Annotated in this window: 14 protein-coding genes; 10 read left to right on the top strand and 4 right to left on the bottom strand. The window is 64.0% G+C overall.

From position 1 onward, the window contains the following. Nucleotides 1-161 precede the first annotated feature (161 nt). Nucleotides 162-1,061, top strand: a complete 900-nt coding sequence (locus MARPU_RS05980; protein WP_005220829.1) for a PEP-CTERM sorting domain-containing protein — start codon at nt 162-164, stop codon at nt 1,059-1,061. Nucleotides 1,062-1,324: 263 nt separating this feature from the next. On the opposite strand, the gene MARPU_RS05975 is transcribed toward MARPU_RS05980, so the two are convergent. The 3 genes from MARPU_RS05975 to nfsB form a co-directional block, all read right to left on the bottom strand. Beyond that, nucleotides 1,325-2,059 (bottom strand): LrgB family protein, encoded by a 735-nt coding sequence (locus MARPU_RS05975; RefSeq protein ID WP_005220827.1) that lies wholly within the window; start codon nt 2,057-2,059, stop codon nt 1,325-1,327. Next, nucleotides 2,056-2,424 (bottom strand): CidA/LrgA family protein, encoded by a 369-nt coding sequence (locus MARPU_RS05970; RefSeq protein WP_005220826.1) that lies wholly within the window; start codon nt 2,422-2,424, stop codon nt 2,056-2,058. The genes MARPU_RS05975 and MARPU_RS05970 overlap by 4 nt, the downstream gene beginning before the upstream one ends. A gap of 336 nt (nt 2,425-2,760) precedes the next feature. Then, nucleotides 2,761-3,420 carry an oxygen-insensitive NAD(P)H nitroreductase gene (nfsB, locus tag MARPU_RS05965; RefSeq protein ID WP_005220825.1) on the bottom strand — a complete coding sequence of 220 codons (660 nt, stop codon included), beginning with the start codon at nt 3,418-3,420 and terminating at the stop codon, nt 2,761-2,763. Between the two features lie 353 nt (nt 3,421-3,773). On the opposite strand from nfsB, the gene MARPU_RS05960 reads away from it, so the two are divergent. Both MARPU_RS05960 and MARPU_RS05955 read left to right on the top strand, forming a co-directional pair. Continuing rightward, nucleotides 3,774-5,387 (top strand): DUF2235 domain-containing protein, encoded by a 1,614-nt coding sequence (locus tag MARPU_RS05960; protein ID WP_005220823.1) that lies wholly within the window; start codon nt 3,774-3,776, stop codon nt 5,385-5,387. Between the two features lie 23 nt (nt 5,388-5,410). Further along, nucleotides 5,411-6,121, top strand: coding sequence for a hypothetical protein (locus MARPU_RS05955; RefSeq protein WP_005220821.1), 711 nt, complete (start codon nt 5,411-5,413; stop codon nt 6,119-6,121). A 114-nt stretch (nt 6,122-6,235) separates the two neighbouring features. On the opposite strand, the gene MARPU_RS05950 is transcribed toward MARPU_RS05955, so the two are convergent. Continuing rightward, a complete protein-coding gene (locus tag MARPU_RS05950; RefSeq protein ID WP_005220819.1) occupies nt 6,236-7,042 on the bottom strand; it encodes a WYL domain-containing protein in 807 nt (268 codons plus the stop codon). A 74-nt stretch (nt 7,043-7,116) separates the two neighbouring features. Here MARPU_RS05950 and MARPU_RS05945 point away from each other — a divergent pair, with 74 nt between their 5' ends. Genes MARPU_RS05945 through cas1 form a run of 7 tightly spaced genes read left to right on the top strand, consistent with a single transcriptional unit; the run spans nt 7,117 to nt 15,717 of the window. Continuing rightward, nucleotides 7,117-7,851: a CRISPR-associated endoribonuclease Cas6 gene (locus MARPU_RS05945; RefSeq protein ID WP_005220817.1), complete on the top strand. Its 735-nt coding sequence runs from the start codon at nt 7,117-7,119 to the stop codon at nt 7,849-7,851. Further along, nucleotides 7,848-10,673: a hypothetical protein gene (locus tag MARPU_RS05940; protein WP_005220815.1), complete on the top strand. Its 2,826-nt coding sequence runs from the start codon at nt 7,848-7,850 to the stop codon at nt 10,671-10,673. The genes MARPU_RS05945 and MARPU_RS05940 overlap by 4 nt, the downstream gene beginning before the upstream one ends. Nucleotides 10,674-10,688: 15 nt before the next feature. After that, nucleotides 10,689-11,672, top strand: a complete 984-nt coding sequence (locus MARPU_RS05935) for a hypothetical protein (RefSeq protein WP_005220813.1) — start codon at nt 10,689-10,691, stop codon at nt 11,670-11,672. Further along, nucleotides 11,669-12,298, top strand: a complete 630-nt coding sequence (locus MARPU_RS05930; RefSeq protein ID WP_005220812.1) for a hypothetical protein — start codon at nt 11,669-11,671, stop codon at nt 12,296-12,298. Before MARPU_RS05935 ends, MARPU_RS05930 begins: the two co-directional genes overlap by 4 nt. Then, complete coding sequence (locus MARPU_RS05925) at nt 12,289-14,244, top strand: DEAD/DEAH box helicase (protein ID WP_005220810.1); 1,956 nt, start codon at nt 12,289-12,291, stop codon at nt 14,242-14,244. Before MARPU_RS05930 ends, MARPU_RS05925 begins: the two co-directional genes overlap by 10 nt. A 13-nt stretch (nt 14,245-14,257) precedes the next feature. After that, nucleotides 14,258-14,749, top strand: coding sequence for a CRISPR-associated protein Cas4 (locus MARPU_RS05920; protein ID WP_232229504.1), 492 nt, complete (start codon nt 14,258-14,260; stop codon nt 14,747-14,749). After that, nucleotides 14,749-15,717: a CRISPR-associated endonuclease Cas1 gene (gene cas1 / locus MARPU_RS05915; protein ID WP_005220807.1), complete on the top strand. Its 969-nt coding sequence runs from the start codon at nt 14,749-14,751 to the stop codon at nt 15,715-15,717. Before MARPU_RS05920 ends, cas1 begins: the two co-directional genes overlap by 1 nt.

The raw sequence follows: 15,717 nt of genomic DNA, 5'->3' as shown, positions 1-15,717 counted from the left end.
AGAACTCCAACAAAAAACGTAAGCGACTGAAGTAAAACAATAAAAAAATTTGGCCCGACATCTGCATATAGCTCCATCGAGGGCCGCGTGACTCCGGCAAAGGAAGCTGCCGACGGCGCCCCGACAGCGCGCATACAGCTCAACCTCGCAGGAGTGAAACCATGAAGACCTTGACGATCTCGCTGGCCGCAGCGACCGCCCTGACCGCCAATGTCGCCAGCGCCGGCCTGATGTACATCAACCTCCCGGACAACAGCTACGACGCTGGCCGCTTCATCGGCGCGCCGGACGCGAACACCATGACCGGGACCTTCGACGAGTTCGGCTACAGCCAGCTGCTCGCGACCTCGATCTACGACTTCACCGACGGCTCGGTGGCCGGGTCCTTCTTCGACACCAACGACCCCGCCACGCTCGCCAGCTACGGCATCCCGACCTCCGGGACCGCGCTCGACGGCGTCACCACCGTTGATCTGGTCATGCCGAACTGTCCGCTCGGCCAGTGCGACATCGACGCCCTGAGCCCGTTGGTGCCGCCGCTCGCGACCGACAACGAAGGCTTCCTGCAGACCTGGGATCTGCAGGTCGAGTACACCTTCTTCGGTGACCTCGGCGCCAGCGGTCCCACCTATACCGGCGGCACCTTCGATATCTACTTCAACGACTTCACCGACGACACCAACGACCGTCTGGTGCTGACCGGAGAACTCACCGGCTCGGCGCTCAGCGGCGCCAATCTCGACCTGTTCTTCGACATCACCTTCGCCGAGGACAACTTCCTGTTCATCCAGGACGACAACGGTGTCTTCATCGATGCCTTCGACAAGCTCGCCGCCGGCGGCACCCCGACGCTGGAACTCGACACCAACGTCGATCCGCCGATCCCGACGGCCAACCAGCTGCTGCTCGTCGCCGGTCCCAGTGGCCCGGCCGCCGTCCGCCAGACCAAGCTCGACGGCTCGGTCACCGGCAGCATCCCCGAGCCGGCCACCCTCGGTCTGCTCGGTGCCGGTCTGCTCGGCATCGGCTTCGCCGGCAGCCGCCGTCGCAAGCACGCCTGATCTGCTGACCTCGCGTCAGCCGGCATGATCCGACGGCGGCCTCCGGGCCGCCGTCGGCGTTTGGGGAAGGGCCGCCAGCCGCCAGCCGCCAGTGGGCGTCTATACTCGATGCCTGCGCCCAATGCCCCGCAACCGCAAGGCTGCCAGAGGCGCGAAGCACGCGACCCGTCTTCGGTGTCGGCCTGCCATCAGCTGCGCGACGACGAGACAAACCACCTCCTATCACTGGTGGCTGATCGCTGGTCGCTGATGGCTGATCCCCCCTACATCCCGAGCAGCGCCAAGCCGCGCGGCAGCAACGGCAGCAGCAACGCGGTGAGCACCGCCGAGAGTCCCATCGCCAGGCCAGCCATCGCGCCCTCACGATGACCGAGCTGGAAGGCCCGGGCGGTTCCGATACCGTGTGCAGCGGTCCCCAGCGCCACCCCGATCACCGCCGGATCGCGGATCCCCAACCGGCGCAACACCCCGACGCCGAACAGCACCCCGACCAAGCCGGTGAGTACTACCAGGGCGGCGGTCAGCGCCGGGATACCGCCAAGCTTCTCGGCGATCCCCATGGCCACCGGCGTGGTCACCGACTTGGGCGCCAGCGAGAGCAGCACCATGCGATCGGCACCGAGGGCCGCCGCCAAGCCGACCGCACTGACAACCGCCACCACCGCTCCCACCACCAGGGCCACCGCGATCGGCAGCGCCAGCACATGCAGCTCGGCGCGCAGCCGATAGAGCGGGATGGCCAGCGCTACGGTCGCCGGACCGAGCAGGAAGTGGATGAACTGGGCACCGTCGAAGTACTGCGCATAAGGCGTATCAGTGAGCACCAGCAGCCCGATCAGGATCGCGATGCTCAGCACCACCGGATTGAGCAGCGCCAGCCCCCCACACCAGGCCTGGAGCCTGCGTGCGCCGAGCCACACCAGCAGGGTGAGGGTCAGCCAGAACAACGGACGCGCGGCGAGATAGACCCACAGCGTCTGAAGCGGCATCTCGGTCACGACCGCGCCCTCGCGTCCTGTACTCGACGCACCACCCACAGCGTGCCCTGCATGGCCAGCGCCGTGGCCACCAGGGTGATCAGGGTACCGAGCAACAGCGCCGCGCCCAGCGCCTGCCAATGGCCATACAGCAATTCCCAGTGGACCATCACCCCGACTCCGGCGGGGATGAACAGCAGCGGCAGGTGTGCGAGCAGCCCGTCGGCGGTCTCGGCAACGCGCTCGGCGAGCCCTCCGCGCACCACCAGTAGCATAAACAGCAGCAGCATGCCCAGCACCGGTCCGGGAAGCGGCCATCCGAACAGCAGGACGATGCTCTCGCCCAGCAGCTGACAGGTCAGGATCAGGGTCAGGGCCTCAATCATCTCGATCAGGACTCGCGTTCATGGAGGGTTGATGACAGTCGACATCGAGCCAGTGGCGAAAGCCGCGCTGATGGCATGCCCAACGTCGACGATGGCGAAAAGAGCACGAATTGTTTACGTCGATATGATTGACACCCTGAAAATTAAGCTTTTTATGGCATACCAACCCAAGATCGCAGAAAATTCGCACACAAAAAGACGAAAAAGCACTGAGACAAGGAGCAACTCAACGACTCAGAAACCTCATTGAGGAGCACAGAGTCGAACACTTAAAGTTTACGTCAGATTAATTTACGCTCTTTTAAAACAGCGGCTTGAGACTAGATTGTTTCAAGATCACAAATCACTGAACACTTCCTGTTCTGGAAGGCGCGATTTCGGCAGTCCGGCGTTGAAGTCAGCCTCGGCGCGATAGCCGAGTGCGACCAGCACCACGGCACTCAGCCCACGCGCGCGCAGACCGAGTTCGACATCGAGCACCTCGCGATTGAAACCCTCGATTGGGCAGGCATCGATGCCCAGGGTCGCGGCCCCGAGCAGGAGCGAGCCGAGCGCCAGATAGACCTGCTTCTCGGCCCATTGATCGAGATCGCCGAGTTCATCACGATGCAAGCCGACATAGAACCCCCGGGTGGCCCGCTGACGCGCCTCGGCCTCCTCGGTCGGGAAACGACCATCGGCACGCTCCTGCGCCAACAGGTGCTCGAGATAATCGTCATCGACCGCGGTGCGCGCGCAGAGGACGACCACGTGCGAGGCATCGACAACCTTCGGCGTGTTGTAGGTGTGGCCGGCCTCGGTGGACACGCTCACCCGCGCCTTGCCGGACTCGGTGGCGGCGATGACGAAGTGCCACGGCTGGGCGTTGACCGACGAAGGGGCGTGGCGCAACAGCGTGCGCAGCATCTCGATCTCGGCCTCGGGGATGCGGCGCTCGGGATCGAAGGCCTTGGTGGCGTGACGGGTCTGGGCGTAATGGGCAATGTTCATCGGCATCGAGCACGCGATCAGGGCGTGCCTCCTCGGGAAGGTCAGTCACAGGCACAGCGCTACGGTGCGTACCGAGCGCGTGTGCCACTCAATGGGGTATCCCCGACCGGGGGTCGAGCGAGATCGGGCCGGGCGGTCGAGACAGGGCCGATTGGCAGGCTACCAGATCGAGCAAGCGCGAGGCGATAGGGCGCACTAGCGGCGACGGCGAGTGCCGCGTGCCGCCCAGGACCAGACGGCGGAAGAAGGGGGGACGAGGGCCAGTCGAAGAAAGCTTTTCGTGTACAAAGACTGCTGCATGCCTATGCTTTCAGTCGTCAGCGTCAGCAACACAACTGCAGATACACGAGGATCCACGCATGAAACGGCTCATCGTCTGCTGCGACGGCACCTGGCAACACCTCGAGTCCGACTACCCCACCAATGTCGTCCAGCTCGCCCAGGCAGTGCTCCCCCAGGGCCGCGACCCGGCGACCGAGCAGGTCGTCTATTACGACGAGGGCGTCGGCGCCGAGGGCGGCGTCGGCCTGATCACCCGCGAACTCACCGCCATCATCGGTGGAGTCATCGGGCGCGGCATCGACAAGAACATCATGGACGCCTACCGCTTCCTGGTGCTCAACCATCAACCCGACGACGAGATCTATCTGTTCGGCTTCAGCCGTGGCGCCTACACGGTACGCAGCCTCGCCGGGCTGATCGGCGCCGCCGGCCTGCTGCAGCACCACCAGCTGCGCTATATCCGCGAGGCCTACGAGTTCTATCGTGACCCCGACGCCGACAGCGACGAGGTCGCCCGTTACCGCGCGTTTCGTGATCGTCACGACCCGCAACCGGTAGCGATCCGCCTGCTCGGTTGCTGGGACACGGTCGGCAGCCTCGGCTTCCCCGACATGATCCCCGGACTGACCCTCGACCGCGCGCTCAACCGCCGCTACCGCTTCCACAACAACCGCATCGGCGCGCACGTCGAACAGGTCGCCCATGCCGTCGCGATCGACGAGGCCCGCGCTCCATTCATGGTCACTCTCGCCGATGCCGAGGACCCGATGCGCACCCAGGTGCGCGAGACCTGGTTTCCCGGCGACCACGGCTGTATCGGTGGCGGCAGCTTCGTCAAGCGCGGGCTCTCGAGCATTACCCTGCGCTGGATGCTCGAGCAGGCCGGCGACCTCGGTCTGGAGAGCGACACCCGACACATCGAGATCGATGTCAGCGGCCACTTCAAGCGCAAGGCACCGGTCCTCGAGGGCCTGGCCCCCGAGGATCCCTGCATCTTCGTCGACAACGAGATCCCCTTTCCCTACTCCCCGGGTGAGCGCGACCCGGCGCGCCTGCACCGCGAGACACGTCCCCGACTCCAGGCCCACGCCCCGCATCAGCAGGTGGACCTCCATACCAGCGTCGGCCAGCGCTGGCGCGACTGCCCGTGGTGGCGGCCGCAGCCGCTCGCCCCCTTCGCCGCCACCCTCGATCGCTGGGCCGAGGATCATCCCAACCCGCTCGTCGAACTGCCGGCCGACGGTCGCCTTGCCCCCGGTCAGGACGTCGAGGTCGAGGTCGCCGCCCGCACCCGCGATCTCGTCGAGCAGTCCTGGCGGCTCCACCTCGAGGCCGGCGCGACCTACGCCTTCGCACTCAGCCCGACCCAGGTCTGGCAGGACGGCGAACTGCCACCCTGCTCGGCCGATGGCTGGGACCGGCAGGATCTGCGCGGCCTGCGCCGCCTGCTCCGCCCGGTGATCCACCTGTTCGAGAATCAGCGCCAGAACCCGGAGGCCAACTGGTTCGAGCTGGTCGGCGAGATCCACGAGGCAGACGGCACCCGCCATCGCTTCCGCCTCGGCGCCCATCCAGCCGAGCGCTTCCAACCACCGGCAAGCGGCATGCTGCTGTGCTATGCCAACGATGCGCCGGATCATTACGACAACAACGCGGGACAGATCCGGCTGAGGATCAGTCGGCTGAGCTGAGTCCCGGCACGGGAGTCCTCGACATGGCACTGGACATCTCACCGCTGCTGATCGGTCATCCGGCGTCGCTGCTCGTCCTCGCCGGATTGCTCCTGCTGCTGCTCGCCCTGGTCGGCAGGATCGGTCGCATGCTCGAACTCTCCCGCGTCCGCCAACGATGGGCCTTGCTGATCGGCGCCGGGCTGACCCTGAGCGGATTGCTGCTGTATCCGCCAACGCCCCCGGAACAGCCATCCGACGGCACGCCACTCGGCTCGACCGCCGCACCGACGGTGCCACAGACACCCGAGTGCCGAGCGACGAGCGGCCCGGGCGACACGCCACCGGCCATCGCCATCGACGCGCTACTGGTCGAGGTCAACCGGAACGCCTGGCTGATCGAGGCCGGTCAACCACTGGAGGCCAAGCCAGGCGACTTGCTCGCTATCGAGTCGGTCATCCTCTGCGTCCCCACCACGACGGATGCCCGAGCCGGTAGCGCTCATGTCGAGTTCACCCCGGTCGACACCCAGGGTCGGACGATCACCCCGGCCGTCGCCGCAACCCGCGCTCGCCCCCTGATCCCGGGCCGCCAGACCCTGCCGGGTCCAGGCAAGGAATGGCGGATCGGCGCCGACTGGCGCCACCTCTCGGTCACGCTCGTGCACTACCCGGACGGCGGCGGCACCGCCAACCCGGACTGCGAACAAGGCGCCTGCGAGATCGACGACCGACTGATCCTGCCCTTCGATTGAAACAGCTCACGCTCCACGCAAAACCGACGGCGACCCACCCGAGTCGCCGTCAATCTCGATACACAGCCAACGCCGACAACGATACGTCCCGACAGGTCCAATCGCGCGCCGCGCTCAACTCGCACCGACCTCGACCCACCGGGGCACACCGAAGCGCCAATCGTTGCGGCAAAGACGCCTCCGCACATAGTGCTGCAGCGCCACGCGCACGCCAGGAACACGCAACAGCTCGCCGTTCACGGGAAGAAAGTCCAGCCTGAGCGCTTCCTGAGCGGCCTGCGGCAAATCGGGGTTGATCTCGAAGGTCAGCTCTTGCTGACAATGCCAATCATGATCCTCTTCGCTCGACATCCCCCGCTCATCGCTTGGAGTGGCCTCCATCACTCGGCTCAGGACGAAATCGAGAAACCTGGATGAGTCGTGGCAATACGCCCGGAAGTGATAACGACCGTCGGCGAACACCAGGTGATGCGGTGAGATCAGGCGGGAACGCGTCCTGCTTTTCGACCAGTAGCCGATCTCCACGGCCCTTTCCTGTCGGAGCGCCTCAAGCACGACACGCAGCGCGCCAGGGGCATAGAGAGGACGGACCAGCATGTCGGCATCCTGAAAGGGCAGATCACTCCAGTCCCGCTCCTCATAGAAATAACCGAGATGATTGACGGCACGCTGATAGTCGAGAAATCGCGCGACATCGTCGCGAATGTAGACCGCCTCGAAGCTCTCTGTCGCGACCTGACGACGCAGGCGTCGATCATGGCGCATCTGCCCCGGATGCTCTCGTTGATAGGCCTGGATCGTGCCTTGGGCATTCTGGCGAGCGATACCGAACTCCAGGGCAAGCTCTTTGGCGGTGAACCCTCCGCCCCATAAAAGGCGGGTCTCGATGAAAGCGAAGCGCCTAATGATGTCATGTTTCATGTCAGGCAATGCCTTGCTTATGGTTGATGCTTTTGCTTACACTCAAAGTGTAGCCTCCATCAAGGGATATCGCCATGGACATGCACAGGGTTCGCTTACAGCTTCGACCTGGAGAGCAGGCGGACTACCGTCATCAAGACCTCATCCACGACACCCTAATCAACGCCTGGATCGAGAGCGGCGCCCGGCCGGATCAGGTCATCGGCGCATCGGCCCAACCGTGGACCTTTGCCCCGCTCGGCTTCCACAACCAGCACCAAGGGCGGGCGCACACCCTTGTCGTCTCTACCCCGAGCGCGGAGCTGGCCGCGATCCTGGCCGCATTCGAGATCAGCGCACTGCGCCATGCGCGCACCACAACGGGCGAGTTGCTCGACTTCACCTCGGCAACCCTCGTGCACGAGTCACCACCGATGCTGTCCGAGCAAGCCACGCTAGGTGTTCTCACCCTCTCCCCCATCGTGATCCGGGACCGCTCGGCACCCGGCAAGCGTTGGCATACACGCCTCGACGCCTTCGACCTCTCCGCGGCGGTCAACACACGCCTGAGCCGTATCGCCGGCCGTGAGGTCGCCTTGGAGGTTCATCCCGACAGCCTCTACCTGCGCGCCAACCCTCGGCACTCGGTGCTGGTGAGTACCAAACGCATGCGTAATGGACACTCGGCCTTCGTCATCGGGATGAGCGCACCTCTGGTGCTCGCCGGCAGCCGCGAGGACCTGCTCCTGGCCTGGTATACGGGCCTTGGCGAAAAGACCCGCAACGGATTCGGCTGCATCGGTCTGGCCGAGGACGGGGTGGGACGATGAGCGATTCACTCACCCTGGCCAGCCAAGTGGCCGCAGACGTCTATCAGGCGTTGATGACCGAAGTCGTCGAGCCTTTCGTCTTGAAAGACCGCAAGGGTCACGTGCTCGATCAGAAGAAACAGAGGGATCTGAACGCGGGAAAGATCATCGACACGCGGGTCGTGCACCTCATGTCCATCAGCGGCAAGGGAGGATATGACCCCGACCCCGTCAAGAATGCGCGCTATGCCGAAAGCGCCAACATCACCCTGCTCGATCACTTGCTCTCGGTGACGCGTGGCGCCCTGATCTTCGCCGCACTCGACATCCTGGAGCGTACCCCGGACATCGACCTGGATGAACTGCGTGCAGAGCTGCGTATCCAGGCGGCCATCGCCTTCGTGCATGACATCGACAAGGATCTCTGTCTTCCACGTGGCACGCTGCTGTCACTGGAGGCAATCGCCGAGCGTTGGGCGCAATACGGGCTCGACCAGTTCACCGGCGATGCCCTGACAGCGGACCAGGTGCGATTTCTCATCGAGCATGTAGAAACCACCCAGGCGCATCGCAGCCCGCCGGCGGAGTATCCGCCCCGGCGTTTCTCGAGCTTGATGCGCTATGTCGCGCTGGCCGACAAGCTCGACGGACTCTGGCTCAAGGAAGGCATCGATGCGGTGCTGGAGCGTCTGCGCAAGGACGGCGCGCTCGACAGCGACCTGCTGCGTCACTGGACACTGATCGACCTGTTCGATCCGCACCACCCCTTTCTCGTCGATGAACTGCAGCGCGCCCTGTCCGCCTGCTGTAAACCCGTGCCGCCACTCATCGAGGGGCATCAGGACGGACGGCTGGTCATGCTGGTTCCCGCCGCGCAAGCAAATGAGATCCGCGACACCGCAATCCGCAAGGTGCGACGGTTTCTCGGACGCAAGCTTTTCGGACTCCGCATCAATGTCTCCAATCGCGGTCTGCCTGAAATCCTGGACTCACAGCCGGACCATGAGCAACTGACGGACTTTCTCTCGTCGAAACTGGAAGGGCGCGACCTCGCCGCACTCTTCCGGGTCAAGTCGACCCTCGCCAACGAGGCCATCACCCGAGCACTCGACGAACTCCTTGGCTGCATCGGCCTGGAACCCAACTGGCCGAAGGGACAGGGACAGACCATCACCCCCTACCCCAACCCAGAAGCCTTGTCGGGCAATGCCCAACACGCCCTGAGATCGGCCGCACACCTCGCCCTGCTCCTCAACTACAAGGCGGTGAAACAACTGCCGAGCTATGACGCACGCGAGCAGGCCGTGCTCGATGTCATCGCAGAGGAGCGACCCGCCTGGTTGAGCGCGATCGAGGACGCCGCATCACGACGCACCTTCACCAGCCTCTGGGCGACACAGCGCGCCACCACCAACCCGGATCTGTACGCCGACATTTGGGGGACTGGTGGGTTGCTGCACCACTGGCTGGAAGGCACGGACGACCAGCCCGGCCTGCGTGACAGCATCTTGGCTCAGGGAGAAAGCCGCCTCGATGCAGTGGTGTCGCATTTTGCCGAGCGACTCGACAACAAGCGCATGGCAGCCCCAGCGAACCTGGGTAAACGCTGCCTTATCACCGACATGCCGGTGCGCAAGGATGCGACGTTCAAAGACTCCGACAAGTTGTACGAGGTGAAGAAGTCCGCCTTCTCGGGGCGAGACGGACGGCTCGAGAACATCGACTCGGCCACCGGCGAAACGCACATTGCTCCAGTCTCCTATGCCGAGCATCGACTGCGCAGCGTCGTCCATGCCAATGCCGGTGGCAGGCCGGACGGCATTCCCACCCTGCTGTCCATGTCCTCGACGACCGGCCTGTTCGCCGGGCTCGTGCTCGACAACGAGCGTGACTTCCAGTCGCTGTCGGTCTTCGATCTGGCGCGCGAGCAAGTGGCAAAGGGCAAGGTCTACTCGGGGCTGGACGCCTATCGCCAGCGCTTCCGTGTCGCCCGCTTCGAACGCGTTCCAGTGAAGACAGAGGAGCAGACCGCACTGCTGCACCTCTTGCTGCGCAGTGCGCTGCGGATCGGCCGCCCCCTGCACCTGTTTCGCGGATTGCCAACGAACGAAAAGGCCTTCTTCGCCTATGACGCCATGCCACGCCGACTGGCCGATCTGATCGGCGGTCGTCGACTGCGCATCGAGCAGGTTCCAGCAGCCATCGAACGCCTGGAGACGGCCCAGCTCATTCTGGACACCAATGGGTTGGGATTCGAGGTCTTCGACCGTTACACGCGACCCGCGACACGGTTGGGCGCAATCTGCCTGACCTGGTCGTCTCTACACGAGGCGGCCAGGAGCGGGAAGCCGGATCGCACCCTGCGCTTCAAGCGCGAATTCGAGCAATGTATCGAGGAAAACAGCATGAGCGACACCGAAGCCCCATTGGTCAGGTTGGGACACGCGGCGGCCCGCATCCAGCAACGCCCGCACGGCAGTGCCTCCACGAACGAGGAGATGCTGACCTTCAACCTCTGCCTGAAAACGGCGATCGGTGCTTGGCGTCTGGGGCAACGCGACCCGGAATCACTCGCCATGTCAGTCGCCGGAGAGCTTGAAACCAACCTGGCGCGCAAGAACAAGATCGCCAGCGCCAAGAATCGCCCCGAGGAAACGCTGGCGGACGCCTTTCTGTCCTTCGCGCAACTCTTCGTCGACGACGTCTGGTTCGGGGTCATGCAAGGGCGCCCCCCCGCCCAGAGCAGCCGCCGCATCCTCGGCAGTATCTACCGCATGTCGTTTCTGACCGCGCCACGCCCCAAGTCCGAGGCCACTGACGCACCCGCCGCAGCCAATTCATAAGCAAGGAGCCACCCCATGGAACGCTTGAACGACTATCTCGCCCCCCTGAACGGACTGCTCGAGAAAACCCAAGGTAACAACAGCGCCTATCTGCACCCGAAACGCAAGAACCTCGGGAGCATCTCCCTGGTGCTGATCCGCGAGGCGATCGCGCCGGTGGTCTTCCGCAATGCCGAGCAGGAGATCACCGATATCGAGTTCAACGACGAGACCTACGTCCGCGCGGTGCCGAACAAGTTCAAGTACCCGGAACGGGGGCGCGCACTACAGATCCTGCGCGCGATGGGCGCGGGTGGGCGCTATCCACAGAACCGTACCGTGATCCCCAAGAAGGCCAAGCCCTCCGAGTCCTTCGACCTGAACACCCTGGTGTTCGGCGACTCGGCAAACTCCGACAACAAGGTCCTGCCGGTACGGGCCGCGGTGAACTACTCCGACGGGCTCAGCCTGCGGCCCAAATATCTGTGTGTCGACGAAAGCTTCCACAACCGCGGGATGGAGGATGGCACCCTCTGGGACGCAGAGGACAACAAGAACACCGACAACCTCTTCAGCCGCCACTTCATCCGCCCCGGATCGCTGATGGTCCAGGTGCTTTCGACGCGCGGGAAGATGCTCCCCGCCATCGGACTCAAGCACCTGCTGCTGTCGGTCGGCATGGCCGGGAGCTACGGCGGCCAGACCTCGGTGACCGGCATCAACATCCGCACCCATTGCGTCGGGATCTACGCCGATAAATTCGAGAAGGCCGAGACCTCGCCCTACGAACTGATCAAGCACTTCGATCCGGCCGAGACGACCGACGTCGAGACCGCCGCCGCACGGCTGCACAACCTACTCGCCCCCCTGCACCAAACCGTCATCCCAGGACAGGAGGTCCAGGGATGGGTCGAGCAGCTCGTCGACGACTTCAACCAGCCTGGCGGCCGACTCGAGGCCGAATACAAGGAGGCCGCCACCGAGATCGCGCAGCTCTTCGACGGTTGGTTCGGAAAATGAGCCCGGCCATCGGACTGCGTGCCGAGACCCTGACACCGTTCGCCTATCACTCGCTGGCGGTTCAGGGTGGCACGGCGACCCTACCCGAACTCATCAGCGACAACGCGCTGGCGTTCGGCCTGGCCGGCACACTGGGTTGGATGCGCGCAAGCGGCGCGCTCCCGGAGAAGGACTACCGTCGTGACCTGGGCGTCATGCCCTGGCGGGCGTCGCTGCTGATAGCCGACGATCCACGTTTGCTGCCGCCGCTGGCGCGCCGACTCAACCTGGAGGAGGAAAGCGGTTATCAGAAAAAGCTCCGCGATGTCACCTATAAGGGCAACCTGAAGCAATTCTGGACGACCCAAGAGGTGCCCCCGGGGGCCGTCTTCCGCGGCGCGCTCTTCGGCATCGATCCCTTCGCGGAAACAGGCCAGACATCGCTCGTCATCAGGATCGGTCTGCATCGCAACGGCATGCTGAAACTCACCCGCGACGACAGCATCGAGCAGGTCCGGCTCAACGCCGCGACAGCGGCACTGTTCGGGCGTGAGCTGGCAGTCGAGCGCTTCCTGCTCTACGGCTTGCAGCTCACGGCATGGATGCCGCTCACCCAGGCCGGAGAGGAGGTCGCCCGATGGACGTGATCATCGCCAGGCACTGCGTCGCGGCGGGAGAGGATGGACTCTCACCGCTGCAGCGCGACCTGATCGAGCACCCGGCACGGATACGCATCGCCGAGGCCCCCACGGGGGCCGGAAAGAGCTACGCCTTCCAGCGTGCGCTGCGCGATCGTGGACACCGTATCCTCTTCATCGTACCGACGCGACGACTGGCGCAGAACCTGGCCAACGGGCTGAGCAACGACCTGCAGGATGCCGGTTGGAGCCGACAGAAGGCCGCACAAAGCGTGGCGATCTGGAGCAGCGACCAGACGGCGGTCTTGAGAAGCCAGGGCGTGGCCAGCATCAACGGGGTTCGGCTGCTCCAGATGACGGACCTGGGCAGCTTCGATGGCGGCATGATCGTCGCTACCCCCGAGGTCGTCAGCGGCCTGCTGATCCGCCGCCGGGTGGAGGCTGGACAGGCGGGCGAAGGCGTGTTCGACATGCTGGAGCAGTTCGATCACATCGTCTTCGACGAATTCCACTCGATCGAGGCGCGTGGATTCGGTCTGGCGGCCCTGTTCGCCCGCCTTGCCACGGTTCAACTCGACAACCGGGTAGGGTTCGGGGTGTCGCGAATCAGCTTCCTCTCGGCGACACCACTGGACCTGAAACCAACCCTGGTGGATATCGGCATCCCCGAAGAGGCGATCGCCCTGCTGCGTGAACGGATCGTCCCGGACGGCCGCCCGCTCCACGGCGACGTGCGCCTCTCGCTGGTCGATTCCCCAAGCCTTTACGACCTGGTCCTCGACCACCTGAACGAGGTGGTCGAGGAACTGGCAGCGGGCCGTCAGGTCGTCATCGTCTACAACCGTCTGGTCGACCTGGAGAAGGACCTCCCGGCGCTGTCACGCAAGCTGCCCGAGGCCGGAATCGACCCCGCCCGGGTGCTGGTGATCAACAGTGTGCGTGACAGCACCGCCAAGGGCCGACATCAAGGAGGATTCGCGATCGGTCGTCAACGCGACCCGCTCGCCTATGACCTGATCCTGGCAACCGCCAGCGTCGAGATGGGCGTGACCTTCCGCAATGCCGATTTCATGCTCATGGAGCCGGGCTTCGAGGCAATGAGCTTCCTGCAACGCTACGGCCGCGCAGCCAGGCGCGGCGCGAACGGTCGCGTCATTGTGCGGATCGAAGAGCAGCGAAAACCCTGGCTGCGAGCCGTCGTGGACTGGGTCCGAGAGCGGCCCGGTGAGCGAAGCACGATCGCGGCACTGACCCAAGTGCTCAGCCGATCCGTGCAGGCCGAGTTCTCGCCTCACAATACCGCCAGCACCTTCGGCCAGCTATCCAGTCAGGCGAAGTGGTGTACCGCGCTTTATTGGTCAGTGCTGCTGGAGCACGCAAGCAACCGTCAGCCCCGCCGAGGCCACCTGCTCGCCCACCAACCCAAGGGCGCAGGCGCGTTCTACCGGCTGGAGCAGAGGGTCCGTCAACTGGCCGACGAACCGGGTCTGACCGAGCAGGTCAACCACTGGCTGAAGCTGTTCCATGCCCAGGCATTCGATCTACGCACGATCGAGCCGAAGATCCGAGTGGTCAGCGACACCGGCGAGGCATACGACTATCCCAGAGTCTGGCTGCAACGGGAAACGGAGGTATTCGAGCGCGGCATCGAGACGGGCGACGAAATCCACATCCAGGGCGGCCTCGACGACTACTGGCGCGAGGACAAGGATCGTCACGCCAAACGCGACTGGATCTGCCACTTCCCTCACACCACGCGAACCCTGAGGTTGCCCTGCGATGAGCGCCTGGTCAATCGCTGGTGTGACGAGCTGGAAGACATCGACCCTTATGAATTCGACTGGGAGGATCACCCCCAGGCACTGGAGGCCGTGCAGAAGCTTGTTCGCCTAACCGGACTGGTACCCGGACATGACCCCGAGATTTCACTGGACGCAGTCAGCGGCGTTCTCTGAGCGTGTCGACCGATTGAACCTGCACGGACTGCACTTCCAGCACATCAACCTGTGTCGGCGGCGAGCCTGGATGTACCTGCACCGGATCAACTTCGCCCAGTGGAACTGTCGCGTCGCAACCGGGCTGGCACATCAGGAAACCCGTTACAAACGCGACCGCTCGACGATCGGCCTGTTCGGTCTGGCCCCGGATCGGCTGGACTGGGAGCAGGCCATCGTGTTCGAGAACAAGGGAACCGGTGGAGCCCAAATCGCCGTCGACCGCCAGGTCGGCTACTACGCAGTCATGCTCTCCATCGCCACGGGGCGCGCCTGGACGGCACGGGTACAGGTGCTGACAAACCGACGCTGGCGTGAAGTCGCGCTCGACTCAGCCCTGCTCGATGGGCTCTGGCACGACAGCCTCGCCCTCGAACGGCTCAGCCAGTCGGAGCAGGTTCCCGAGACATCGAAAATCGGCCTGTGCGCCAGTTGTTCATTGGCGCCTTTCTGCGGGTATGACTGATGGAAACGCTCTTCGTCACGCGTGACGCCACACTCAGGCAGCACGAAAACACCTTGTCGATCATGATCGACGGACGCAAGCGCTCACTGCCGATCGAAGCCGTCGGGCATCTGGTCCTACTCGGCGAGAGCCGCCTGAACAGTCGCCTGTTGACGCTGTGCGGCAAGCACGGTGTGCGTCTATCGGTATTCGACTACTACGGTTACTGCAAGGGCAGCTTCGAACCACTCGACCGCAACCCAGCGGGCATGGTCAAGCTCAAGCAGGCAGAGCTGTTACTGGACGAGCGAAAACGTATTGCCGTTGCTCGGGAGGTCGTTCGCGGCGCGGCTCACAACATGCTCGCCAATCTGCGCTACTACCACTACCGAGGAATTAAGGCGCTGGGTGACATCATCACCAAGATGCAACGTCTGATGGACAAGATCGGCACGGCCGACAGCAGCCCCACCTTGATGGGAATCGAGGGCAACCTGCACGAGCTGTACTACAGCGGCTGGCGACACATCGATCCGGCGCTGGACTTCACGCCGCGGGTAAGACGGCCGCCGAACAATCCGGTCAACTGCCTGATCTCCTTCCTCAATCAGCTCACTTATACCGTCACCCGGCACGAGACAAGCAAGACCCATCTCGAGGAGACCTTCAGCGTACTGCACGCTCCAGGCCACGGACGCGCGTCACTGAGCCTGGACCTTTCCGAACCCTTCAAGCCAGTGCTTGCCGATATGCTCATCTTCCGCATGGCACGCCGCAAGATGCTCGGCGACAACTGGTTCTCCATCAACCAGGGAGTCTGCCTGCTGACGGAGACTGGGCGTCGCCATGTCAGCGAACTGTTCGCACAACGCCTTGAAGAGCAATACTCCGGGCACAGCTTCAGGCAGTGGATCTATCGTGAAGCACTTGGACTCGAACGACAGGTCCTCGAGGTTTCCGAGTATGAATCATTCAAGCGGCGGGCTTAA

The organism is Marichromatium purpuratum 984, assembly GCF_000224005.2.
Classification (GTDB): domain Bacteria; phylum Pseudomonadota; class Gammaproteobacteria; order Chromatiales; family Chromatiaceae; genus Marichromatium; species Marichromatium purpuratum.
This window is presented reverse-complemented; position numbering and strand designations above follow the sequence as displayed.